The 21,201-nt window shown below is 63.5% G+C and carries 26 protein-coding genes and 1 tRNA gene; 14 read left to right on the top strand and 13 right to left on the bottom strand.

Annotated features, from left to right (window positions below; translation table 11 throughout):
* Positions 1 to 14: 14 nt before the first annotated feature.
* A tRNA-Ser gene (locus VFV96_16940) sits at positions 15 to 103 on the top strand.
* A gap of 54 nt (positions 104 to 157) precedes the next feature.
* Here the strand turns inward: VFV96_16940 and VFV96_16935 are convergent.
* The 13 genes from VFV96_16935 to VFV96_16875 all read right to left on the bottom strand — a co-directional run bounded on the left by VFV96_16935 (position 158) and on the right by VFV96_16875 (position 9,331).
* Positions 158 to 556 carry a hypothetical protein gene (locus VFV96_16935; protein HEU5072092.1) on the bottom strand — a complete coding sequence of 133 codons (399 nt, stop codon included), beginning with the start codon at positions 554 to 556 and terminating at the stop codon, positions 158 to 160.
* Between the two features lie 236 nt (positions 557 to 792).
* Complete coding sequence (locus tag VFV96_16930; GenBank protein HEU5072091.1) at positions 793 to 1,203, bottom strand: hypothetical protein; 411 nt, start codon at positions 1,201 to 1,203, stop codon at positions 793 to 795.
* Between the two features lie 428 nt (positions 1,204 to 1,631).
* Positions 1,632 to 2,078 (bottom strand): hypothetical protein, encoded by a 447-nt coding sequence (locus tag VFV96_16925; GenBank protein HEU5072090.1) that lies wholly within the window; start codon positions 2,076 to 2,078, stop codon positions 1,632 to 1,634.
* A gap of 157 nt (positions 2,079 to 2,235) precedes the next feature.
* Positions 2,236 to 2,754, bottom strand: a complete 519-nt coding sequence (locus tag VFV96_16920; protein HEU5072089.1) for a hypothetical protein — start codon at positions 2,752 to 2,754, stop codon at positions 2,236 to 2,238.
* Positions 2,755 to 3,125: 371 nt separating this feature from the next.
* On the bottom strand, positions 3,126 to 3,617 hold the full coding sequence (locus tag VFV96_16915) for a BCAM0308 family protein (GenBank protein HEU5072088.1): 492 nt from the start codon (positions 3,615 to 3,617) through the stop codon (positions 3,126 to 3,128).
* Positions 3,618 to 3,723: 106 nt separating this feature from the next.
* Entirely contained in the window at positions 3,724 to 3,981 is a 258-nt protein-coding gene (locus VFV96_16910) for a hypothetical protein (GenBank protein ID HEU5072087.1), read from the bottom strand.
* A gap of 72 nt (positions 3,982 to 4,053) precedes the next feature.
* A complete protein-coding gene (locus VFV96_16905) occupies positions 4,054 to 4,491 on the bottom strand; it encodes a c-type cytochrome (protein HEU5072086.1) in 438 nt (145 codons plus the stop codon).
* A 73-nt stretch (positions 4,492 to 4,564) separates the two neighbouring features.
* On the bottom strand, positions 4,565 to 5,077 hold the full coding sequence (locus VFV96_16900) for an Hsp20/alpha crystallin family protein (GenBank protein ID HEU5072085.1): 513 nt from the start codon (positions 5,075 to 5,077) through the stop codon (positions 4,565 to 4,567).
* 163 nt (positions 5,078 to 5,240) lie between these two features.
* Complete coding sequence (locus VFV96_16895; GenBank protein HEU5072084.1) at positions 5,241 to 5,486, bottom strand: DUF6504 family protein; 246 nt, start codon at positions 5,484 to 5,486, stop codon at positions 5,241 to 5,243.
* Between the two features lie 10 nt (positions 5,487 to 5,496).
* The gene (gene lon, locus VFV96_16890; GenBank protein ID HEU5072083.1) at positions 5,497 to 8,004 is read right to left on the bottom strand and encodes an endopeptidase La; all 2,508 of its coding nucleotides are present in this window, start codon (positions 8,002 to 8,004) and stop codon (positions 5,497 to 5,499) included.
* 9 nt (positions 8,005 to 8,013) lie between these two features.
* Positions 8,014 to 8,448: an Hsp20/alpha crystallin family protein gene (locus VFV96_16885; GenBank protein HEU5072082.1), complete on the bottom strand. Its 435-nt coding sequence runs from the start codon at positions 8,446 to 8,448 to the stop codon at positions 8,014 to 8,016.
* Between the two features lie 11 nt (positions 8,449 to 8,459).
* Positions 8,460 to 8,945 (bottom strand): adenosine-specific kinase, encoded by a 486-nt coding sequence (locus VFV96_16880; GenBank protein ID HEU5072081.1) that lies wholly within the window; start codon positions 8,943 to 8,945, stop codon positions 8,460 to 8,462.
* Positions 8,946 to 9,046: 101 nt separating this feature from the next.
* Positions 9,047 to 9,331 carry a hypothetical protein gene (locus VFV96_16875; GenBank protein ID HEU5072080.1) on the bottom strand — a complete coding sequence of 95 codons (285 nt, stop codon included), beginning with the start codon at positions 9,329 to 9,331 and terminating at the stop codon, positions 9,047 to 9,049.
* A gap of 295 nt (positions 9,332 to 9,626) precedes the next feature.
* Here VFV96_16875 and VFV96_16870 point away from each other — a divergent pair, with 295 nt between their 5' ends.
* The 13 genes from VFV96_16870 to VFV96_16810 all read left to right on the top strand — a co-directional run bounded on the left by VFV96_16870 (position 9,627) and on the right by VFV96_16810 (position 21,191).
* Positions 9,627 to 10,049 carry an amino acid-binding protein gene (locus VFV96_16870; GenBank protein HEU5072079.1) on the top strand — a complete coding sequence of 141 codons (423 nt, stop codon included), beginning with the start codon at positions 9,627 to 9,629 and terminating at the stop codon, positions 10,047 to 10,049.
* A gap of 150 nt (positions 10,050 to 10,199) precedes the next feature.
* Positions 10,200 to 10,925 (top strand): cytidylate kinase-like family protein, encoded by a 726-nt coding sequence (locus VFV96_16865; GenBank protein ID HEU5072078.1) that lies wholly within the window; start codon positions 10,200 to 10,202, stop codon positions 10,923 to 10,925.
* Between the two features lie 31 nt (positions 10,926 to 10,956).
* Positions 10,957 to 11,292, top strand: a complete 336-nt coding sequence (locus tag VFV96_16860; protein HEU5072077.1) for a hypothetical protein — start codon at positions 10,957 to 10,959, stop codon at positions 11,290 to 11,292.
* The gene (locus VFV96_16855; protein HEU5072076.1) at positions 11,289 to 12,347 is read left to right on the top strand and encodes a V-type ATPase subunit; all 1,059 of its coding nucleotides are present in this window, start codon (positions 11,289 to 11,291) and stop codon (positions 12,345 to 12,347) included. The genes VFV96_16860 and VFV96_16855 overlap by 4 nt, the downstream gene beginning before the upstream one ends.
* A 10-nt stretch (positions 12,348 to 12,357) precedes the next feature.
* On the top strand, positions 12,358 to 14,292 hold the full coding sequence (locus VFV96_16850) for a V-type ATPase 116kDa subunit family protein (protein HEU5072075.1): 1,935 nt from the start codon (positions 12,358 to 12,360) through the stop codon (positions 14,290 to 14,292).
* A 23-nt stretch (positions 14,293 to 14,315) separates the two neighbouring features.
* On the top strand, positions 14,316 to 14,648 hold the full coding sequence (locus VFV96_16845) for an ATP synthase subunit C (GenBank protein ID HEU5072074.1): 333 nt from the start codon (positions 14,316 to 14,318) through the stop codon (positions 14,646 to 14,648).
* An 8-nt stretch (positions 14,649 to 14,656) separates the two neighbouring features.
* Positions 14,657 to 14,968: a V-type ATP synthase subunit F gene (locus tag VFV96_16840; protein HEU5072073.1), complete on the top strand. Its 312-nt coding sequence runs from the start codon at positions 14,657 to 14,659 to the stop codon at positions 14,966 to 14,968.
* Between the two features lie 12 nt (positions 14,969 to 14,980).
* Entirely contained in the window at positions 14,981 to 15,637 is a 657-nt protein-coding gene (locus VFV96_16835; protein HEU5072072.1) for a V-type ATP synthase subunit E, read from the top strand.
* Positions 15,634 to 17,421 (top strand): V-type ATP synthase subunit A, encoded by a 1,788-nt coding sequence (locus VFV96_16830; GenBank protein ID HEU5072071.1) that lies wholly within the window; start codon positions 15,634 to 15,636, stop codon positions 17,419 to 17,421. Before VFV96_16835 ends, VFV96_16830 begins: the two co-directional genes overlap by 4 nt.
* A 1-nt stretch (position 17,422) precedes the next feature.
* Positions 17,423 to 18,844 (top strand): V-type ATP synthase subunit B, encoded by a 1,422-nt coding sequence (locus VFV96_16825; protein HEU5072070.1) that lies wholly within the window; start codon positions 17,423 to 17,425, stop codon positions 18,842 to 18,844.
* A gap of 15 nt (positions 18,845 to 18,859) precedes the next feature.
* The gene (locus VFV96_16820) at positions 18,860 to 19,552 is read left to right on the top strand and encodes a V-type ATP synthase subunit D (GenBank protein ID HEU5072069.1); all 693 of its coding nucleotides are present in this window, start codon (positions 18,860 to 18,862) and stop codon (positions 19,550 to 19,552) included.
* A 47-nt stretch (positions 19,553 to 19,599) separates the two neighbouring features.
* The gene (locus VFV96_16815; GenBank protein ID HEU5072068.1) at positions 19,600 to 20,235 is read left to right on the top strand and encodes a hypothetical protein; all 636 of its coding nucleotides are present in this window, start codon (positions 19,600 to 19,602) and stop codon (positions 20,233 to 20,235) included.
* Positions 20,236 to 20,753: 518 nt separating this feature from the next.
* Positions 20,754 to 21,191 (top strand): hypothetical protein, encoded by a 438-nt coding sequence (locus VFV96_16810; protein ID HEU5072067.1) that lies wholly within the window; start codon positions 20,754 to 20,756, stop codon positions 21,189 to 21,191.
* The last annotated feature ends 10 nt before the right edge of the window (positions 21,192 to 21,201 follow it).

Genomic DNA, 21,201 nt, shown 5'->3' with positions numbered 1-21,201 from the left:
GCGCCGCTTTCGGTGGAGAGGTGGCAGAGTGGTTTAACGCGCACGCCTGGAAAGCGTGAATACCCAAAAGGTATCGGGGGTTCGAATCCCCCCCTCTCCGCCAGTGCATTTCCCGCCGCCGCTGCGGCGACGGGTTCCCTTCAGGACCAAAGACGCCTTATTTCGCTGCGCCCACCCGGGCCAGAATCTCTTTCACCGCCGCGTCCATGTTCGTGACCTCGTCATGATAGGGATGCGCCGCACGATACGCGGCGATCCGGCGCAGCAGATTCGTGTAATTCGCGGCGTGCTCAACGGCGGGATACTCTTCAAGGATTCCGCCCAGCGCGAGAACGCTCAAATCCAAATCCCCCTCCAACGAATCAAAGGCGGCGTTGGTGTCACCCGCGCGCAAGTTATGCAGCACTGTGAAGGTGTCCGCGGCGTTACCAAACTCATACGCAGCAATGGTGTCCGTGACCGCCCAGCCAGCGCGATGGTTGGCGTAACGAAACCCCGCCAGCGCCCCGACCGCCAGCGCGCTCGCCACGATGAGTGGAACAATGAATTTTTTCATACGCTTGGTGCCACCTGGATGATCGTGCCCACTAAACTCGTGCGCTTCGAGCAATTGATGGCGGCGGTGGCCCGAAAGCCCGGCGGACTTCGGAATGCCCGACGGACTTCGGAATGCCCGACGGACTTCGGAATTTTTCCCCAGGCAGAAATATCCTTTATCACCCGCAGCAAGCCCAATTCCTTGCCCGACCTCAGACCCTTTTCGCATGCATCGCGCCTTGTTGGCCGTTCAGGTCATTTGACGATTTCATAACTCGTCATCAACCCCACAGGAGCCTCACGCTTGCCGTCACGCACTCGCGAAGACTTGATGAACCTGTCCACAGCTGCCTCAAGCTCCTGCCGATTCGACGCACTGATTAGCGTGCCGCCAGCCTGATGAATGATCACATAACCGTCCCTGCCGGGATGCGGTCGCCACGGCCGCACCTCCAGCCAAACACAGCAAACTGGATTTGTGTCGAGCATGCTGACGGTGCCGCCAAACTCTCGTCCCAACTTCTCGGCGGCGGCTCGCTGCTCCGACAATGCGCCTTTGGGAATACCGATGACCGGGAATGGCCGCGCATACTCCGTCGCTTCCACCGTAATAATAGCGCAAAGTAGAATCCCCGCTGCCAGAAGAGAACGAAGCAATGTTTTCATGAGCGATGGCGTGAATGTCGTGACCAGACAGCATGGCTTTCGGTGAAGGTAAAAGCGGTGTCTGCGCTCCGGAGTAAACGTGGGTTGCGCCGCCGGAGCGGCGCCGGGCCACCGGTTGTGGGACGCACGCCCCAGACAACAAAGGAACGAAGCGCAAACACCATGAAGACCTGTCTACTCCGCCAAGCCCCGTCCGTCCAGCGCCAATCCCGCCAGGCACGCTTGGCCCCGCCCCCGACATTGAGGGCGCACAGACGGGATGTTAAAGGTCGCCGAGATCGAAAACGAGGATCAAACCGCTAGCAGGAGCAAGAGCGGACGAGGGGAAACAACGGGCATGTGGATTACTTTTTACAGGGCAGAGGAATCTAATGCATCGCCTCGTGGTGTGCCTCTGCCTTCTCATCAAATCTAGTTGGCCGACAACTTCATTTCACCGGTCTAATCCGCAAATCTGAATTGCTGACGGGGTAGAACACGCCATTGGTCGCGGCAAACCCTTCCAGAACGTTCCCCTTCGTTCTGGTGATGATCACTCGTTCAATCTCCTTGGTCGGGGAAAAATCAACATTTACTGAGCATGACGACCCAGTGGTGGAAAACGACTCTCTCGCCATGTGGGAAGGCTTGCTGACGACGACATGGACAGCCACAAATTCGCCATCGTGATAGAATCTCTGAATCCTGCCCGTAACAACGCCATCTTCTGTTTTAGTTCTGCGGACCAGATTGGTCTGTCCATTGCGGGTAAACGTCTCCTCCAAATAGACAGCTCCGGTTTCGGCATTCGTGCTGGCGCTCGCAGTCATGTGAACGCCGGTATCCGCAGCGAAAGTCGAAATGCATGAAAGAATGAAAACGGCGATTAGTCTCATGACGCGCGAAGTGGTTTGAACAGAACAGTGCGGCCTTCGTTGAAGCAGGCAGGGGTGTCTCTCTTGGGCATAAAACGCGGGTTGCGCCGCGTGAGCGGCGACGGGCCACACGGTGTGGGACTCATGCCGGGCATAATGCATCGCCTCCCGGCGAACCTCATTTGGCAGCCTGCTCATCCAAAAGTGTGAAGGCCTTCATCACGATTTCGTCAACGTCTGAGTGACCACTTCTTACCGGATACTTTCGGCAATAATCCCTCGCCCTGCGAAATGCTGTCAGGCTCACCTTCTCGCGAATGGATACGGGAAGATCGCGATAGCTGGCGGCAAACGCGACGACATCTGAGGTCATCCGGGCCTCCAACACGTTGATGGCCTCGTTTGTGTGGCCGGTGCGAAGGCTATACAGAATATAAAGACGCACCCCCAAATCAGCGGAACTCCGGGAAACAATGGAAACATTGCTGTAATCGTCGAATCGCTTCAGGGCGTTTGTCTGCTTCGTTTCCTGTAGGTAAGCGACAAAGGACTCCAATTCCTCAAGAGCGAAATTGTTATCGATCGCTGACTCCTTGTTTGGTGCTGGATTCGTTGACTGGGCGAAACACCAACGGGCCGCAACAAAACCGACGACCAGTGCTGTTATGACAAGGCAAAAAGTGCGTGAAGTTTTCATACGGGTGTCGATGACAAGCAGACGTCATGGCTTTTGCTGAAGGCAGAAATGGTGTCTGCGCTCCCATGTAAACGTGGATCGCGCCGTGGGAGCGGCGCCTGGCCGCCTGTTTTGGGACGCATGCCCCGGCCAACACTGGAACCAAGAACAGCCACCATGCAAACCTATCTACTCCGCCAAACACCGCCCGTCCAGCGCCAATCCCGCGCTTTTAAACGCCTTCGCGGGCGCTCCGTGTTATTTCATTGATTGGGCTGGATGCGCACGGCACTTCCCCCGCCCTCAGCCTTGCGCCGGCGGAAGCCTTCAGGGTGCGCGGTCATGAACGGACCGGCAGCACGCACGATGACACGCCCAAGCTGGCCGGAAGTTCACGCCTCACGCCGCCAGTTCACCCGCAGGAAACAACCTTCGTCCTCGTATTGCAGGTGCAGTTCGCCTTTGAACGCGCGCCGCAGGGCCTCGCCAATCCGGCGGGGCAGATGCAGGTCCGTCGTCAGAATCACCAGACCGGCGGCGCCCTCCTCCACCCGCATGATGCGATGCAGCACATGCTCCGCGTTTTCCTCCTGCTCGTGATGCCGGACCAGGCCAAGGATCTCATCCTTGTGTGCGCTGACAAAGCCGCCGGTGAGGGTGATCACCCCGGCCGGATAATCGTCGCGCGTGCGCTGGCATGCCTGGCACAGCGTCTGATGCGCCGCCAGCGGCCACGCTTCGGCGCGCTGCCAGCGGCCGCCGCGAAAGACGGCGTGGCAGACCTTGCACACGCTTGGCTCGGGCGGTTTGTGCCGGCTCTTGTAGGGGTCATGAACCCGCTCGTGGATCAAACGATCCCGGCGGCCTGCCATGGATTCGGCCATTCTCATAACGCTCCTTTGGTTGACGACTGCCCGCGGCAGCCGTCCTGGCTTGATTCACACCCGCGCCCGTCCACGGAAAGCAGCACGCGGACCGGCGCCCGCCACGTCACACGGCCGCGAGGAGCGGTCCGTCCGCGCGGTCCTTGACGCCGTGCACGCCCGCTTTGGCCGCGCAACTGGCGCAGCAAAAGGTGCGGCCGCCCGCCTCGACGCCATGGCCGATGACGCGGCACCCGCAGTGCAGGCAGACCGGCGCCAGGGCCTGAATCGCGCATTCAAAGCAATCGAAGCTGTGACTGTGCCCGCCCAAGCGCACCTCGAAGAGCTTGTCGTATTCATTGCCGCAGACTTCACATTTGTTCATGGGAATCCTCCGTTGGGGCGCGTCCGCCGGCCCGGGGAGGGCGCGCCGGGTTCAACACATGGCTCTGCCGGCTCACGGATAGGGCTGTTCGTAAGTCGGCTCCACCAGCTTGTAACGCGGCTGGAGAAACGCCACCAAGTCAATGACCTGTTCCACCGTCATCGTGCGATTGAACTCGGGCATCGGCGACAGTTTGGCATCCGTCAACTGACGCCGGTATGGCTCGGAGATGACGTGGGATGGGTTGATGATGGAGGTGACCAGCTCGCCGTAGGTTTTCACGCGGGCGGTTTCGCCACCCAGCGTGAGATTGAAAGCCGTCGGCGCCGGCAACGCCGCCACCCCCTCAACCTTGTGGCAGGTATAACATTTGAGATCGACGAACGCCTGTTTGCCTTTTTCGGCGTCACCGTCCGGCAACCGGAAGCCCCGGCTCGATTTCAGGCCGCTGTCGCAGCCCGGCAGGAGAGACAGCATCAACAGTCCCGCCATGACCAGATGGGATTTCATGGCGCTGCTCCATTTGTTGCAGGTTCACTGCTTCAACTCCGCACCGGACGCAACGCTGCACGCGTCCGGCAACTCATGACACTTTCACCTCGATGGCCCTGGCCGTGGCACCGGGAACTTTGGGCAGGTGCACGCTCAACACGCCTTCCTTGAACTCTGAGGTGATTTTGGCCGCCTCCGCATTGCCTGGCAGCGTAAAACTCCGTTCAAAGCCGCCGTAAGCGCGTTCGAGACGATGATAGCGGCGGCTCTTTTCCTCCTTCTCCGCCTTGCGCTCGCCGCTGATGGTCAGATTGCCGTCGCGCACCGTGACCTTGATCTCCTCCTTCTTTACGCCCGGCAGCTCCGCTTTGACGAGATACTCCTTTTCGTCCTCGGTGATGTCCACCCGTGGGAACCACGCCGTCTCGGTCAGACCTTCGGCCGGCGCTGCCAGTAACGGCTGGCCAAACATCTGGTCCATGCGGTTCCACAACATGGCCAGGTCACGCTCCATCTCCCAGAACGGATCCCAGCGCCGCTCGGGCGCCAACAGCTCCAGCTTTTCCCGCGTTCCGAAGGGATGCCATTTTGTCATTGCACTCATGGTTGACCTCCTGCCAGCGGGCGATATCCACCTCCGACCGGGCAGCCCCGCTGGCACCTCCGCCCCGTCGGCGGGTCGGCGGATGCCCGTGCTGCACAGCCGCCGCACCCCTTAACAATTTAGCACAGCTCGCCGGCCCCGCACGGCCACGCGCGGCCAGGGCTCACCACCGCCGCACCAGAAACCACGCATCCGCCTCCCGGTCATGCTTGAGCAAATAATCGTGTCCATCGGCAGCCCGCACCTTGAAATAATTGGCCCGTGGCCATTCGGGCAGGTTCTCCAGTTGCTGCCAGCGGTCCAGCACCTCCGCAACGTCCAGCCACTGCCCGCCCCATTGAAATCGCCGCGGGATTTCATCGGCTTGATGACCGGCATAACACTCGACTTCCGTGGGCAGGAGTTGCATGCCGGTTGCCTCACAAGTTTGACACCGCGACGTGACGCAAGCGACGCGCGCGTCGTTTTGCCTTGGGCCGGTGCGTGCGGGGCGACGATGCCGGCAGTGACCGTTTTGGCACGAGCGCGAGCGCCAGAACTTCGTCCACGTTGTCCACCAGCGAAAACTTGAGCTTTTCCTTCACCTCGTCCGGCACTTCCACCAGGTCCTTCGCGTTCAGCTTTGGAAGAATGACCTGTTTGATGCCGGCGCGAAGAGCGGCGAGGCATTTTTCCTTCAAGCCACCGACTGGCAGCACCAGGCCGCGCAACGTGATTTCGCCGGTCATCGCCACCGTGCCGCGGACCGGTGTGTCGGTGAACAACGACGCCAGGGCCGTGAACATCGCCACGCCGGCGGAGGGACCATCCTTGGGCACGGCGCCGCTGGGAACATGCACGTGCACGTCAGTGTCCTTGAAGGCGTCGGCGGGAATGCCCAGCTCGCGCACACGTGTGCGCACCAGGCTCAGGGCCGCCTCGACCGATTCAGCCATCACGTCGCCGAGCTGGCCGGTGAGGGTGACATTGGCCTTGCCCGGATACCGCGTGGCTTCAATGTGCAACACTTCACCGCCCGTCGGCGTGTAGGCGAGCCCCGTGGCCACGCCCGGCCGGTTGGTTTGCAGCCGGGTTTCCCGAATGTAGCGGGCCGGCCCCAACAGTGTCATCACGAGCTTCGGTTCCACGTTGACATGATCGCGCTCCCCGCGGGCAATCTGCGCCGCCACGGCCCGGCACACCGCGCCGATCTGCCGCTCCAATTCACGCACGCCGGCTTCGCGTGTGTAGTCTTCGATGATCTTTTCCAGCGCCGCCGTGGACCACTTGCATTGCCCCGCTTTGAGTCCGTTTTCCGCCAACTGCCGCCGAAGCAGATAATCGCGCCCAATGATGAGTTTCTCGCGGTCGGTGTAACCGGGAATCTCGATGACCTCCATGCGGTCGCGCAACGCCGGCGGCACCGGGTCCATGTAGTTCGCCGTGGTGATGAACATCACCTGCGACAGATCGAACGGCACGTCGAGATAATGATCCACGAATGACTGGTTCTGCCGCGGGTCGAGCACTTCGAGCAGGGCGCTCGCCGGATCGCCATGAAAGTCCGCGCCCAGCTTGTCAATTTCATCCAGCATGAACACGGGATTGCGGGTGCCCTGACGGCGCAACTCCTGAATCACCTGTCCAGGCATCGAGCCGATGTAGGTCCGCCGGTGGCCGCGGATCTCCGCCTCGTCCCGCATGCCGCCGAGGCTCATGCGCGCAAATTTCCGGCCGAGCGCATCGGCAATGGATTGCCCCAGGCTCGTCTTGCCCACGCCGGGTGGACCCAGAAAGCACAAAATCGGGCCGCGGCCGGCCGGGTTCAGCTTGCGCACCGCGAGGTATTCAATCAGCCGGCGCTTCACCTTTTCGAGATCGTGATGATCGCGGTCGAGGATTTGCTGTGCGCGGTTCAAATCGAGATTGTCCTCCGTCAATTTGTTCCACGGCAGTTCCACGAGCGTTTCGACGTAGCTGACAATGACGGAAAACTCCGCGCTGGCGGGCGGCACATAGCCCAGCCGTTTCAACTCGCGCCCGGCTTGCTCGACCACCGGGGCCGGCGGTTTGGCTTCGGCCAGCCGCTGGCGCAACTGCTCGACCTGCTGCTCGGTTCCCTCGGCGTCTTCGCCAAGTTCGCGCTGGATCGCCTTGATCTGCTCATGCAAATACGCGCGGCGTTGCATGTCCGAGAACTGCGACGACACCTGCTTCTGGAGCTTCTGTTGGAGCTTGAGAATTTCGAGCTGCGCGTGGACCCGCTGTTGCACGGCGCGCACGCGCTTGACCACATCGGTCTGCTCCAGCAACGCCTGCCGTTCGGGCAGTTCCATGGGCAGATTTCCCGCGACCAGATCGGCCAGCTGCCCCGCATCTTCGATGTTCATCAACACCAGCTCCACGCCGGCGGGCACGTCCGGCGACAGCTCGGCGGCTTTCGCCGCGCTTTCCCGGAGGTTGCGCACGGCCGCCTCCCACTCCTGATCGTTCGTGGGCGGAGCGGAACTCGGCAGCAGTTCGATCTCGGCCCGCAACCAGGGCTGCGTCTGCACGAAGCGCCGGATGACGAAGCGTTGCAGACCGCGCACGACGACCACACCGCCTTCGATTTCGCGCAGCAGTTTCAACACCGTCACGGCGGTGCCGACAGGATAAACATCCGCCGCGCCGGGCTCTTCCTGCGCCCCGTCCCGCTGGGCCACCACTCCGATGATTTTGCCGTGCGGCAGCACTTCGCCGAGCATTTTCACCGACGCCGGCCGGCCCACGCTCAACGGCGCGACCATGCCGGGAAACATGACCGTGTTCCGCAAGGGCAACAGCGGCAACACGGCGGGTATGCGCGGCTCGTCCGGTCCAGACTGGGCGCTGCGCCCGGGCGCGCCGCCCATCGGTTGTTCAACGTCGATCTCGACCGGTGGTTTGTTGGAGACCGTGTCGCTCATGACGAAGGCTCAGCTCCTTTCAGGCGCATTCCCCTTCCCGGCCAGCGGCAGCACAACCCACAACAGGCCGTTGCGCAATTCCGCCGTGGTCCGCGCGGGGTCCACCGCATCCGGCAAGGTCACCACGCGTCCGAATGGACCGTGGTTGATTTCCAGCGCCAGAACCCGTTCCACCGTCCTGCCCCCGCCCCGCGGCTCGGGCAGTTCCCGGCGTCCGCGCAACACGAGGCGCTGTGATTCGACGTTCAGGTCAATCGCGGTCTTGTCCACCCCGGCGAGGTCCACGCAAATGAGGATGCGATCCCCTGCCCAATAGGCGTTGATGGCCGGCGTCCAAACATCCTGCGCGGCGAGCGCGACCAGCGGTGTGCCGGTAAATTCCTGCAAAAACCGGTTCAGCCGCTTTTGCAGCCGTCGCAACTCAATGCTGGTCGGATCCTCCATGCTCGCCTCGCTTAAAGCTTGTAGCCAATCTGGCGCAGGAAATCTTTGCGCCAAGCCACGTCGGCATCAGTTTCCATTCCTTGCGGCGCGAAGCCATCCACCACGCCCAGAATGCCGCGGCCCTGCTCCGTTTCCGCCACGACGACCTGCGTGGGATTCGCGGTCGCGCAAAAAATGCCGCACACCTCGGGCACGGCCTTGACCGCGTTCAGCACGTTCAACGGGTAGAAGCCGTCGCCCAGAAAGATGATGAAGCCATGGCCGGCGCCGAGGGCGTGGGCGTTCTGCCGCGCGAGCTCGATCAGGCCGGCGTCGGTGCCGCTGGTGCGCACGAGGCATTTGCCCGAAGCCTCGCACAAGGCCAGGCCGAACTTGATGCCCGGCACGGCATTCACGAGCGCCTCATGCAAATCTTCAACGCTCTTGATGAAATGCGTCTGCCCGAGAATGAAGTTCACGGCCGCCGGTTTCTGGATGGCCACAACCGAAAGTTTCAGGTTCATTCACACCTCCTTCGGCGGGCGGCAACGCAGCAGCCGTCCCTGCACCTTTCGGTCGCCGCCGCGCTATCTCCGCACCGGCACTGCGCCCGTTTCCGTCACGCCGTGAAACCGAAGCGAAACCGCTCTTCCTCGGGTTTGATGCCGAGCGAAGCGCAGATGTGCTTCGACGCCAGCATGCCGGCCGCCGTTTTGATGACGCGGTCAAACTCGCGCTTGGACAGCTCCATGCCGTCGTGCCGGATGGAGCGGATCGGATATTCCGCCTCCATCAACTCCTCGACGAATTCCTCGCACGCCACGGGATCATCCGTGTGATACTGGCTCAACTGGCGATGCTTCCCGAGTTGGGCCGTGTATTCGATCGTGTATTTGGGGATCATAACGTTCCTTTCGTTTGCGGTTCAACGCCGGCCCGCAAAACCCTTGTCCCATCGCTCCGCGACGCCTCCGTCTGCCGTTTCCGACGAGCCTCACCGCCGCAGGTGCCACCTAGGGAATCCATGGGGCAAACATAGTTCCAATCGACGAAATTGGCGAACGGCCCGGAGCCGGGGCGGCCGCAACCAGGTCGAAGCGCGAATTAGCGGAGGCAAATTGACGCAACTGATTACGGGACTATGCTAATAACACCGGAGAAGCCGACGTAAACCATGCAAAACGAAAGGAGCGCACTTTATGGCATTCAAAACAGGTCGGGTGGATACGTGGGCGGCGACCTTGGAGGACCGTCCCGGCGGGCTGGCTGACAAGCTGGGCGTCCTGGCCAATGCCGGAGTCAATCTGGAGTTCATGATTGCCCGCCGTTCGCCCGAATCACCGGGCAAAGGAGTTTTGTTCGTGACGCCCATCAAGGGCATGGCGGCGGCGCGCGCTGCGCGACAGGCCGGATTCACCCCCACAGCCAGTCTGCACGCCGTGCGCGTGGAAGGCCCCAACCGTCCCGGTCAGGGGCAGCGCATCGCACAGGCGCTCGCCGCGCAAGGATTGAACCTGCGCGGATTTTCCGCGGCGGCACTGGGGCGTAAATTTGTCGCCCACCTCGCGCTGGACAGCACCGCCGAGGCGCGCAAAGCCCTGCGCATTTTGGAAGCCTTGTAACCGTGGCAACCGCGAATCCGGCGGGCGGCGCCATCCGGCGCCCGACCCGGGCGGGCGAATCGTTCAACGCGAATCCCCCCGCCGTCGTCGCCCCGCCGCTGCCGGGTTTGCGGGGAGGTGAATCAGGAGCGCCGGAGAAATGGAGGGGCCATGTGGAAAAATGTCAGTTACGAACAATGCCTGTCCTTCATCAACTGTCAGTTGAACCCGGCCCGCCGCGTCGCCGAGCCGGCAATCAAGCCGGCCATCACGATCTCGCGCCTGACCGGCGCGGGCGGACGAACGGTGGCCGCCAAGCTGGCGGAGTATTTGCAGCAACACGCTCCGGTGGATTGCGGCTGGACGGTCTTTGACAAGAACTTGATGGAACGGGTGCTCGAGGACCACCACATCTCGCAACGGGTGGCCAAGTATGAACCCGAAAATCACAAGCCGTTCATTCATGACACGCTGGAGGAAATCCTCGGACTGCACCCTTCGTCCTGGAACCTGGTCAAGCACACCGCGGAAACCATCTGGCACCTGGCCTCGATGGGCAATGTGATCCTTGTGGGCCGGGGAGCGAACGTGGTGACCGGCCGGCTGGCCACGGCCTTTCACGTGCGCCTCGTGGGATCGCTCGAGCACCGGACCCGGCGCGTCGAGGAAGTCTATCGGCTCATGCACGCTGCAGCGGAGGAATTCATCAAGACTGAGGACAAGGGGCGACGGCGCTACTTGAAGGAACATTACGGGAAGGACATCGATGACCCGCTGCTCTACGACCTCGTCCTCAACACCGACCGTGTGCCTTACGATGAAGCCGCGCGCCTGATTGGCGACGCCGTCATTCACGAGTTTCACCTGGGCAAACGGGTCGTTGCGGCCGCCGCCTGAGCCGAGGCCGGCAACGGCCCGCATTCTCGCCATGCGCGACGTAATTCAAAGCATCCTCGCGACGGAGGCGGAAGCGAAGCAGATCGTCGCAACCGCCCGGGCGGAGGCCGCGCGCCTGCTGGCGACGGCTCAACGCGAGGCCGAAGCCGCGAGCGCGCTGTCCAAAACACGGACGGACGACGAAATCGCACAATGGCTCACCGACACCGCAGCGGCAGCCCAACGCCGGAAAGATCACGAACTGACCCGCGCGCTGGCTGACATCGCGCAGCAAATCCAGATCGCTCCCGCACTGCATCAACAGGCCGTCGCCGAGGTCGTTCGGTGTGTCGCCGGCGGCAACGCGGCAGCCGGAACAAGCTCATGACTCAAGCCGTCACCAACAATCTGGATTACCTCGCGGCCCGCGCCCACGCCCGGCGCAGCCGGCTGGCCGACGCGCAATGCCTGGACACGTTCTGCCGCCTGCGCTCCATCCCCGAACTGGCGGCGGCGCGTCACCCGGAATTCAAAACGGAAACTGCCACGGCCTGGCAACATCAGCTGACGCAGGCCCTCGTCCGCGAACTCATCTACTGGCAGAAAAACCTGAAGGGTCCCGCCGCCCGCCTGCTGCACTGGCTGCTGGTCCGTTTCCAACTGGAAAATTTGAAAGCCCTGTTGCGCGCCTGGCGGGCTCGTGTTTCCACTGCCACGGTGCGTCCGCAGCTTATTTTGCTGCCGCCGGAACTGAGGCTGGACGCAGACATCCCGGCCGACGTGACTTCGTTGTCGCATCTCGCCCGACGGCTCCCCGAAGGCGTGTTCCGTGAGTGCCTCGAACGGCTGCCCGCCCGCGCGCCGGCGGCCGCGTCTCCGTTCCTCACCGAGGCCGCACTGGATCGCACGTATTTCGAGGAACTGTTGCGCCTCACGTCACAACTTGCGGGCGAGGATCACGACTGCATCCACGCGGCGGCGCAACAAGAGGCGGATACGTTTCACCTGATGTTGGTGGCGCGCGGCAAATTTGTTCACGGCCTGCCTGTGGAACTCTTAAACCGTTTGCATGTTGCCGGGGCCGGCATTTCCCGGATTCGCCTCAACGCCATGCTCACGGACACGGATTTGCGGACGGCCCTGCGCCGTGCCGTCGGTCCGGCCTTGGACGCCGTGCCGACGACACCCGAAGGCGAACCGGCGGCGGCCAGCTTTGCGACGGCGCTGGAGGCTGCGACCAGGCGGCGCCTGATGCGCCTCGCCCACCGCGCCTGTCGCGGCGGCTTCACCGGCCTGGGCGCCATCGTTGGCTACGCGGTGTTGCGCCGTATCGAAGCAGCTGATTTAACCACCATCTCGGAAGGCATTCGCCTGGCCGTGCCGGGCGAAGGCCTTCGCGCCCGGCTCACGACCAGCCAGAAAGTGGAGGCAACGCATGTTTAGTCCCGTGCCCATGTGCCGATTGCGCGCCCTGGTCCTGCGGCAGGACGCCCGCGTGGTCTTGGAGAGCTGGGGCGGGTTGGGTGCCGTGCAATTGGAGCAAACCGCGCCCGGCCCGGACACGGCGCCGCTGCCGGCCCGTGACTGCAACGTCGAGTTGGCACGCTGCCACGATGTGCTCCAGCGCGTCACGGAACTGCGCCGGATGCTGAAAATTCCGCCGGCGTCCCTCACCCCACCGGCAACCCAACTGACATGGGCCGACGCCGACGCCACGTTGCGTTTATGGGAAGCCCGCGCGGATGAAGTCATGTCGCGACGGCAACAATGCACCGATCAAGTCCGCGAACTCGATGCAGATTGCGAATTGTTGTCCCGTTACTGCGGCTTGGATCTGCCGCTGGACGGCCCGCAGGCATTCGCTCACCTGCATTTCGCAACCGGGAGTTTGCCGGCCGAAAACTGGCAGGCACTTTCCGCGCAGCTTGACCCGCACGCTGCCGTGCTGCCGCTGGCGGTGGAACGTGGCCGCCAACCGTTGCTCGTGTTGACCACGCCCGCCCGTTGGCCGGCGCTCGCAAGTGCGCTGCGGGACGCGGGATTTCAGAGCGACCCCCTGCCGGTGAGCGCCAATGCGACCTGCGATTCGCTGGCCGCGGAACGCCGCCGGGAACAGCAGGCGGCGGTCCGGGAGTTGAACCGGGCACAAACGGAGGCCCGCACGCTGGCCGTCGAATACGCCGCGCCTTTGGGCCAGTTGGAACAGCTGGCGATGCGCGAACGGCAATTGCTGGCAGCCGAGCAACAGTGTTCCCGCACCGAGGCCACCGTGCTGCTGGCGGGCTGGGCACCTGAGCCGGCCGTGACAGAAATTGAACGTCGCACGCGCGAACTCTCGCACGGTTGCATGCAACTGGAGACCGCACCGGCCGGCGCGGCGGACGCCGCGGTTCCCGTGCTGTTGCAACCGCCGCGCTGGCTGCGGCCCTTCGCCCGGCTCGTCACCGCTTATGGTCTGCCGGACTATCACGAGTTGGAGCCAACCCTGTTCGTGGCGTTGAGTTATCCGCTGATGTTCGGGCTGATGTTCGGTGATGTGGGACACGGCAGCGTGCTGGCCGTGGCAGGCGGGTTGATGTGCCGCCGGGCGCGCCGCCAGAGGTTGCAGGACGTCGGCCGGTTGCTCGTGATTGCGGGCCTGGCGAGCGTTGGGTTCGGCTGCGCCTACGGCAGTTGTTTTGGGCTGGAATACTTCAAATCATTCGCGCTGTGGCGGGATCCGCTCGCCGGCGACCCCGCCAGCCTGATGCAACTGGCCATCGCCATCGGCGTCGTCGTCATCAGCGTGGGGCTCGTCCTGAACGTCACCAACCGGCTCCGGTGCGGGAACTACGTTGGCGGCTGCTTCGGCCGGTTCGGACTGGCCGGCCTGTTGTTCTACTGGGGAACGCTGACGTTGCTGCTCGGGGGCAATTTCCTCAAGGCGCACGGCTTGATGCTGCCGGCGCTGGCCGCCTTCGTGGGAATGCCGCTCGCGGGCTGGGCGCTCAAGGAACCGCTCGCCCGTCTCGTGGACCGTCGCCACGGGCGCCGCCCCGAACCTGGCGAAGGATGGTGCGTCGCCGGCTTGATTTCCCTCGTCAGCGCCTTTGAAGCGCTGCTGAGCTACCTGGCCAACACCATCAGCTTTGTGCGGCTGGCGGCTTACGCGATGAGTCATGCCGCATCGCTGGCCGCCGCGCTCGCGCTCGCCGACCAGGCCCGGCAACTGCCATTGGGCGGCCCCGCGCTGGCCGCGCTGGTGGTGATTCTGGGCAACGCCGGCGCGCTGGTGTTGGAGGGCGTCATTGCGGCCGTGCAGGCGCTGCGCCTCGAGTATTACGAATTTTTCGGGAAATTCCTGACCGGCGAGGGCCGGCCATTCCAGCCGTTTCGGCTGGTCGCCTGAAACAACAAACCCGGAGGTGCCTCATGAAATGGATTCGATGGATGGCCGGTGTGCTCTTCGCCGGCCTGTTGTTGCTGGCTGCTTCCGGTGTGGCGGACGAGGCCGCGCCGGCGGACACCGCGGCCGACGCGTCATCGGTTTACAAGGCGGTTGGCCTCGGCGGCGCCGCGGCCTTTACGATTGCGCTGTGCGTCATCGGCGCCAGCTACGCCGTGGGCCGCATCGGTTCCGCCGCGCTGGGGGCCGCCGCGGAGAAGCCCGAATTGCTCACCCGCAGCATCTTGTTCGTAGCGCTGGCGGAAGGTCTCGCCGTGCTCGGGTTCGCCATTGCGATGATGCTGGTGCAAAAAATTTAATGCGGCGTATGAGGGTCTTTTGCCTTGCCGATGAAGACACCGTGCGCGGCTTCCGGCTCGCCGGCGTGGCCGGAGAAAGCGTGGCCACCCCTGCGGAAGCCGCGGCCGTTCTCGCCCGCGAGGCGACACGACCGGACGCCGGCGTGCTCCTGCTCACGGAGTCCGTGGCGGCCAGCCTGCGCGACATCGTGGATGAGCTGCGTTGGACGCGCAGCCGGCCGTTGATCGTGGAGATTCCCGGCCCCGCCGGCCCGTTGCCCGGGCGAAGGAGCTTGCGCCAGCTTGTTCAGGAAGCCGTGGGACTTCATGTCGGAACCTGAGAAAGGCCGGTTGTGACCACCGCCAACGAACGCGCGCCCGCCTTGTTGCAGGCGGAGATTCTCGCCGAAGCACGGCGTGAGGCGGATGCAATCATCGCACGTGCCCGAGCGGAAGCCACCAGCCTGCGCGCGGCGCATCAGGCTGCGGATGCTGCCGCGCACAACCAACGGCTGACCACGGCGCGCGCCGAAGCCGAACGTCGCACGGAATTGCTGCTCGCGACCGTGCCGCTGGAGGTCGCCCGCCACCGCGCCGAACAAATTGAAGCGGCGTTGCATTCCATCCGCGATGAAGCCCGCGCCCACCTGGCCGCGCGCGACACCTTTGATTACGGCGTCGCGCTCGCCACCCTGACCGCCGCGGCGCTCGCCGAAATGGCCGGCGACCATTTTGTGCTGAAACTCTCACCGGCCGATGCCACCGATTTTGGCGACTCCCTTTTGGCCAACCTGCCACCACGCGTCGGCCGGCCGCATCTGCAACTCACCTTGGCTCCGGAGGCTTCCCTTGACGATGGCGGCGTCATGGTTCAAGACGCGACCGGCCGCCAAATCTGCGACAATCGCTTCACCGCACGACTGGAACGGCTCTGGCCGGAACTGCGCCGCCAGCTCGCCGCGCAACTGGGCTGGTCCTTGGCACCCGCTTCACCGGGAGAACCCACATGAGTGTCATCGCTCCAAACCAAACTGCGGTTGTCACGCGCATCAGCGGTCCCACCGTGACCGCCGTGGGACTGCGGAACGCGCAGATGTATGAAGTGGTGCACGTCGGCGAACTGGGGCTCGTGGGTGAAATTGTTAGGCTGATCGGAGATCACGCCACGATTCAAGTTTATGAGGACACCACCATGTTGCGGCCGGGCGCTCCGGTGCAACAAACCGGTGCCCCGCTCTCCGTCTGGCTCGGCCCCGGCCTCATCGGCAACATCTACGACGGCATTCAACGTCCGTTGCCGGGCATCGCGGCGCGTAGCGGCGCGTGGATTCGCCGCGGCGAACAGGTGGAACCGCTGGACACCGCGAAACGCTGGTCGTTTACGCCGCTCGCGCGGGAAGGCGACCCCGTTGCGGCCGGGCAGGCGTTGGGCGAAATCGCGGAAACCCCGCTCGTCCGGCATCGCGTGCTCGTGCCGCCGCAGATTGCCGGGCGGCTTCACAGGCTGGCGGCGCGGGGCGATTACACGTTGCGCGACACCGTGGCCGTCATCGGGACCCCGGCAGGCCGGCAGCACATCACCCTCGTGCAATCCTGGCCCGTGCGGCAGCCGCGACCCATTCGCGAGCGCCTGCGTGTGACCGAGCCGTTGATCACCGGCCAGCGCGTCATCGACACGTTTTTCCCGCTGGGCAAAGGCGGTGCGGCGGCGATTCCGGGCGGCTTTGGCACCGGCAAAACCATCACGCAACACCAGCTCGCCAAGTGGTCGGACGCCGAAATCATTGTGTTCATCGGCTGCGGCGAACGCGGCAACGAAATGACCGAAGTGCTCCGGGAGTTTCCCGAGTTGAAGGATCCGCGTTCCGGCCGGCCGTTGATGGAGCGCACCATACTCATCGCCAACACCTCGAACATGCCGGTCGCCGCGCGCGAAGTGTCCATCTACACCGGCATCACGCTGGCCGAGTATTATCGGGACATGGGCCTGAACGTGGCGGTGTTCGCGGACTCGACAAGCCGCTGGGCCGAGGCTTTGCGCGAACTGGCGGCACGCCTCGAGGAAATGCCCGCCGAGGAAGGCTTTCCCGCCACGCTGCCGGCGCGGCTGGCGCAGTTTTACGAACGCGGCGGCGCCGTCACCACGCTGGGCGGCGCGCGGGCTTCCGTCAGCATTGTGGGCGCCGTGAGTCCACCCGGCGGTGATTTTTCCGAACCGGTCACGCAGCACACGCGGCGGTTCATCCGCTGCTTCTGGGCGCTCGACACCGAACTGGCCAACGCACGGCATTATCCCTCGATCCACTGGTTGCGGTCGTATTCCGAATACGTGGAGGAAGTCAGCGCATGGTGGGCGCGACAGTCGCCGGACTGGAGCGAACTGCGCACGGAAGCCCTGACGCTGTTGCAGCGGGAGGAGCGTTTACAACAAATCGTCAAGCTCGTCGGACCGGACGTTTTGCCGGAAGCCCAACGGCTCATTCTGTTCATCGCGGAAATCCTGAAGGACGGCTTTCTCGCTCAAAGCGCGTTTGACACCGAGGACGCCTTTTGCACTCCGGAACGGCAGCTGGCGCTGCTGCGTCTCATCCTGAGCCTGTATCGCAAGGGGCGCGATTTGGTCCAAGCCGGCGTGCCGCTGGCAAAATTGCGGGCGCTCAATTGCGTGCCGCTCGTGCTCCGGGCGAAGTCGGCGCTCGGCAACACCAACCTGGCCGGGCTGGCCGCCTTGGAACGGCAAGTCGAAGCCGAACTGGAAACCCTTGGCCAAAGCCCGGCCACAAGCCAGACGTAACATGAACCCGCTCACACTCAACGTGCATGACCATGGTTTGGAATACCGGGGCGCCGCGCGCATCGAAGGGCCGCTCGTCGTGATCGAGCGGGTGCGCGACGTGGGCTACGACGAAATGGTGGAAATTCGTGACTCCGCCGGCCAGTCGCGGCTCGGGCGTGTGCTGGACATTTCGAGCGAACAGGCCGTCGTGCAGGTTTTGGAAGGCACGACTGGACTCGCCCACGATTCATTGCGCACGCATTTCTTGGGCGAGAGCTTCCGCCTGCCGGTGTCGCGGCAGATGCTGGGGCGGGTGTTCGATGGGCTCGGGCGTCCGGCCGACGGCGGGCCGGCATCGCTCTCCGTGGACCGCCGGGATGTGAACGGCCTTCCGATCAATCCTTACGCCCGCCGTTATCCGCGCGAATTCATCCAAACGGGGCTGTCAGCCATTGACGGGATGAACGCCATGGTGCGCGGCCAGAAACTGCCCATCTTCTCCGGCAACGGCCTGCCCCACGACCGCGTCTCCGCGCAAATTGTGCGGCAGGCCCGGCTGCTCGAGGAGCGCGTCGATTTTTCCATCGTCTTTGCGGCCATGGGCGTGAAACACGACGTTGCCGAATTCTTCATCCGCAACCTGCGGGAATCGGGCGCGCTGGCCCGTGCGGCCATGTTTTTCTCGCTCGCGGACGCCCCCAGCGTGGAACGGCTCCTCACGCCGCGCGTGGCCCTGACGCTGGCCGAGCATCTGGCCTTCGACTGCGGGCAGCACGTGCTCGTCCTGCTGACCGACATGACGAACTATTGCGAAAGCCTGCGCGAAGTCGGCACGGCGCGCGCGGAGATTCCCGGCCGCAAGGGGTATCCCGGCTATCTCTACTCCGATCTGGCGAGCCTTTACGAACGGGCCGGACGCATCGAAGGCTCGCCCGGGTCGATCACCCAAATGGCCATACTGACGATGCCGGCCGACGACATCAGCCATCCTGTTCCGGACCTGACGGGTTACATCACCGAAGGCCAGATCGTGCTCGACCGCGACCTGTTCCAGCGCGGCGTGTATCCGCCGATCGCCGGCCTGCCCAGCTTGTCGCGCCTGATGAAGGACGGCGTGGGCCGCGGCTACACACGCGAGGATCATCCGGCGCTCGCGAGCCAGTTGTTCGCCTGTTACGCCTACGTGAAACGCGTGCGCGGACTGGCGGACGTCATTGGCGAAGAGGAACTGAGCCCGCTGGACAAGCAATACTTGAAATTCGGCGAGGCCTTTGAAATGCGCTTCCTGAACCAGGGAGAATACGAAAACCGCCCCATCGGCACGACGCTTGCCCTGGGCTGGGAGGTGCTGGCGCTGCTGCCGCGCGACGAGCTGCATCGTTTGAGTGATGCGTTGCTGCAACAGCATTACCACCCCGCCCCGCCCGCGGCCGCCGCGTGAGCAAAATATTGTCACATGGCCAGACTCAACATCGCCCCTACAAAATCGAACCTGCTGGTCCTGCAACGCCAGCTCGCGTTCGCCGAGGAAGGCTACGACCTGCTTGAGCAGAAGCGCCGCATTCTCGTGTTTGAATTGATGCACCGGCTGGCCCGCGCCCGGCAAATCGAAGCGCAGGTGACGGACGCCCTGCGCGCCGCGCACGCGGCGTTGCGCGAAGCCGAGCTGGACCTTGGCTCGGTCGCGCTCGACCGCGCGGCATTGGGCGTGCCGGAACGCGAAGGACCCGCCATTACGGAGCAACACCTGATGGGACTGCGCATCCCACACGTGACCTGGCCCCTGACCGAAGCGGCCATTCCCTTCGGGGTCGGCGGCACGTCCGCCAGCACGGCGGAGGCGTGGCGGCAATTTTCCGCCCTGCTGCCCCCGTTGGCCGAGCTGGCGGAACTGGAAAATGCCGTGCGCCGGCTGGCCCGTGAGCTGCGCAAAACACAGCGTCGCTGCAACGCGCTGGCCAAGCTCTTCATCCCGGACTACCGCGAAACGATTGCCCGCATCCTCGACACGTTGGAAGAACGGGAACGGGAATCTTTCGTCGTCATGAAACTGATTCGCGCCCGCCTCGCCACGGCCCGGATGGCTCCTGCGAAAACTCCATCGGTCGCAGCCACCGACATTTCGGAACCGAATCCACGCCATTCGTGAGCCTCACACCACATCGTGTTCTTTGCGATGGGGCAACCATGGTTCACATGATTCACAACCCGGCGGGGCTGCGTCAGGATGCCACCATGTCAGAAGCCGCCCAACGCGTCCAAGTGCGGGTCATACGGCGGAAGCCGCCAGCGGTTGCGACCGGGCCGGCGTGCCGCGTCCTCCTGGCGTATGAGAATTTTGCGGCCGGACTGCGGGGCCGGCAGATGTGCGAATGGATCGCGGAAAAGATGGCCGGCGAGGCCGCCCTCACGGTCGCGATGTGGCGAACGGATTTGTTCGAGTTTCCTGCGCTGGCCAGGACCGCGGCGCGGCAAGCCGCTCATGCGGACATTGTCATCGTTGCGGCCCACACTCGCGCAGCGCTGGTGCCGGGTCTGGCAACCTGGCTGGCAGAATGGGCCGGCGCGCGTCAAGCCGGACCGGGCGCCTTGGTGGCGGTGTTCGGTCCGGTGGCCGGCGCGGCCCAACCGGATGAAAGCGGCGCCGCGCAATTGCAGCAGGCAGCCACCCGCACCCGCCGTGAGTTCTTCTGTGCGGGCGCCCCGGAATGGCGTGAACCCTCGCCGCCGGTGCGGCACATGCTATCCGCGTTTGGCCGTGAACTGGCGGCGCTGATCGACGCACCGAACCGGGCGAACGTGAAGCCCGCGTTGCAGGCCGACCATCCGTGAATTTGGGGCTGCCCGGCTCCGCAGGGCGCTGTCGTGAGGAAAACAGGGAGCAACAGCAGGGAAACGCGGAGCCGGGCAGAAAGGGCGTTTGGGTGTCAGCGCGGGCTGACGCGCATGGCCGAACAATCGGATCGAAATCGAAGCCGACCATGACCTGCCCCAAACGGCCACGCTGCTTTCCGGGCGCCTGCCGCACACCGACGATTCGCCCCGGACACCAGCAGAACAAATCCTCGCCCGTGCCGTTTGAGCTCTTGATTTGAAGGGAATTCTACGCTGGACTGGCGCAGTCATTTCACTGCTGCCCTGAGTTTGAATCTGCTCAACCCATACAGCAGCCGGAAGGTGCCGGGGCAGGTGAACGTGCTGGGTGAAGCGACGAACGTGGCGACAGTGAAATGGATCGCGAAGCGGTTGCAAATGGGCCCCCGCCCCTTTGCATCATCTGCCGAATCAGGAGCGAAAGGCACGTGGGAAATAATATGCCAATATCAAGAACCGCCCCATTTATCATAGCAATGGTTGCTTGGATCACCTTGCAGTTCCTTGTGGGCTGTTCTGAAAAGGGCTCGCGCGCGAGTAGCGATATGAGACTACAAGCTGAAACGGCAATCAGAGATGTCGGGGGAACGGATGCTTTAGGCAAAGAAGCGAATTTCATCCTCGGTAATTTTCAAGCGGGATCAGATTGGCAAACCAACAGCCCTGCGATCACAAAGCTGCATTCCCTGCTATCTCCTGACGGGCACTATCCTTGGGTTGTTAAGGACTACGAGTATCTTCCGAATCTTCCGGCCCATGTCGTGATTCGCTTCGGTTCACACGCCCACTATGAATACGTATGGATCTTCGATCCCGCACATGTGCCGTTCGATCCCGCAGATGTCCCGCCTGGAAAGAGCGAAGGAGTAGAGCATCTCGGTGGTGCAGTGTATCTGAGTGAAAAGAACCAGTAGCAGGGAAAAC

The organism is Verrucomicrobiia bacterium (assembly GCA_035765895.1).
In the GTDB taxonomy this organism is placed as follows: domain Bacteria; phylum Verrucomicrobiota; class Verrucomicrobiia; order Limisphaerales; family DSYF01; genus DSYF01.
The sequence above is the reverse complement of the archived record's forward strand: the minus strand, read 5'-3'. Positions and strand labels throughout refer to the sequence as shown.

Bases quoted from the DNA above. Each gene is read 5' to 3' on its own strand.
- VFV96_16850 (HEU5072075.1), top strand. From the start codon at position 12,358: ATGTGCCGATTGCGCGCCCTGGTCCTGCGGCAGGACGCCCGCGTGGTC.
- VFV96_16830 (HEU5072071.1), top strand. From the start codon at position 15,634: ATGAGTGTCATCGCTCCAAACCAAACTGCGGTTGTCACGCGCATCAGC.
- VFV96_16905 (HEU5072086.1), bottom strand. From the start codon at position 4,491: ATGAAATCCCATCTGGTCATGGCGGGACTGTTGATGCTGTCTCTCCTG.
- VFV96_16915 (HEU5072088.1), bottom strand. From the start codon at position 3,617: ATGGCCGAATCCATGGCAGGCCGCCGGGATCGTTTGATCCACGAGCGG.
- VFV96_16825 (HEU5072070.1), top strand. From the start codon at position 17,423: ATGAACCCGCTCACACTCAACGTGCATGACCATGGTTTGGAATACCGG.
- VFV96_16930 (HEU5072091.1), bottom strand. From the start codon at position 1,203: ATGAAAACATTGCTTCGTTCTCTTCTGGCAGCGGGGATTCTACTTTGC.
- VFV96_16935 (HEU5072092.1), bottom strand. From the start codon at position 556: ATGAAAAAATTCATTGTTCCACTCATCGTGGCGAGCGCGCTGGCGGTC.
- VFV96_16815 (HEU5072068.1), top strand. From the start codon at position 19,600: ATGATTCACAACCCGGCGGGGCTGCGTCAGGATGCCACCATGTCAGAA.
- lon (HEU5072083.1), bottom strand. From the start codon at position 8,004: ATGAGCGACACGGTCTCCAACAAACCACCGGTCGAGATCGACGTTGAA.
- VFV96_16855 (HEU5072076.1), top strand. From the start codon at position 11,289: ATGACTCAAGCCGTCACCAACAATCTGGATTACCTCGCGGCCCGCGCC.
- VFV96_16875 (HEU5072080.1), bottom strand. From the start codon at position 9,331: ATGATCCCCAAATACACGATCGAATACACGGCCCAACTCGGGAAGCAT.
- VFV96_16925 (HEU5072090.1), bottom strand. From the start codon at position 2,078: ATGAGACTAATCGCCGTTTTCATTCTTTCATGCATTTCGACTTTCGCT.
- VFV96_16885 (HEU5072082.1), bottom strand. From the start codon at position 8,448: ATGGAGGATCCGACCAGCATTGAGTTGCGACGGCTGCAAAAGCGGCTG.
- VFV96_16910 (HEU5072087.1), bottom strand. From the start codon at position 3,981: ATGAACAAATGTGAAGTCTGCGGCAATGAATACGACAAGCTCTTCGAG.
- VFV96_16920 (HEU5072089.1), bottom strand. From the start codon at position 2,754: ATGAAAACTTCACGCACTTTTTGCCTTGTCATAACAGCACTGGTCGTC.
- VFV96_16845 (HEU5072074.1), top strand. From the start codon at position 14,316: ATGAAATGGATTCGATGGATGGCCGGTGTGCTCTTCGCCGGCCTGTTG.
- VFV96_16870 (HEU5072079.1), top strand. From the start codon at position 9,627: ATGGCATTCAAAACAGGTCGGGTGGATACGTGGGCGGCGACCTTGGAG.
- VFV96_16900 (HEU5072085.1), bottom strand. From the start codon at position 5,077: ATGAGTGCAATGACAAAATGGCATCCCTTCGGAACGCGGGAAAAGCTG.
- VFV96_16865 (HEU5072078.1), top strand. From the start codon at position 10,200: ATGTGGAAAAATGTCAGTTACGAACAATGCCTGTCCTTCATCAACTGT.
- VFV96_16810 (HEU5072067.1), top strand. From the start codon at position 20,754: ATGGTTGCTTGGATCACCTTGCAGTTCCTTGTGGGCTGTTCTGAAAAG.
- VFV96_16860 (HEU5072077.1), top strand. From the start codon at position 10,957: ATGCGCGACGTAATTCAAAGCATCCTCGCGACGGAGGCGGAAGCGAAG.
- VFV96_16820 (HEU5072069.1), top strand. From the start codon at position 18,860: ATGGCCAGACTCAACATCGCCCCTACAAAATCGAACCTGCTGGTCCTG.
- VFV96_16895 (HEU5072084.1), bottom strand. From the start codon at position 5,486: ATGCAACTCCTGCCCACGGAAGTCGAGTGTTATGCCGGTCATCAAGCC.
- VFV96_16840 (HEU5072073.1), top strand. From the start codon at position 14,657: ATGAGGGTCTTTTGCCTTGCCGATGAAGACACCGTGCGCGGCTTCCGG.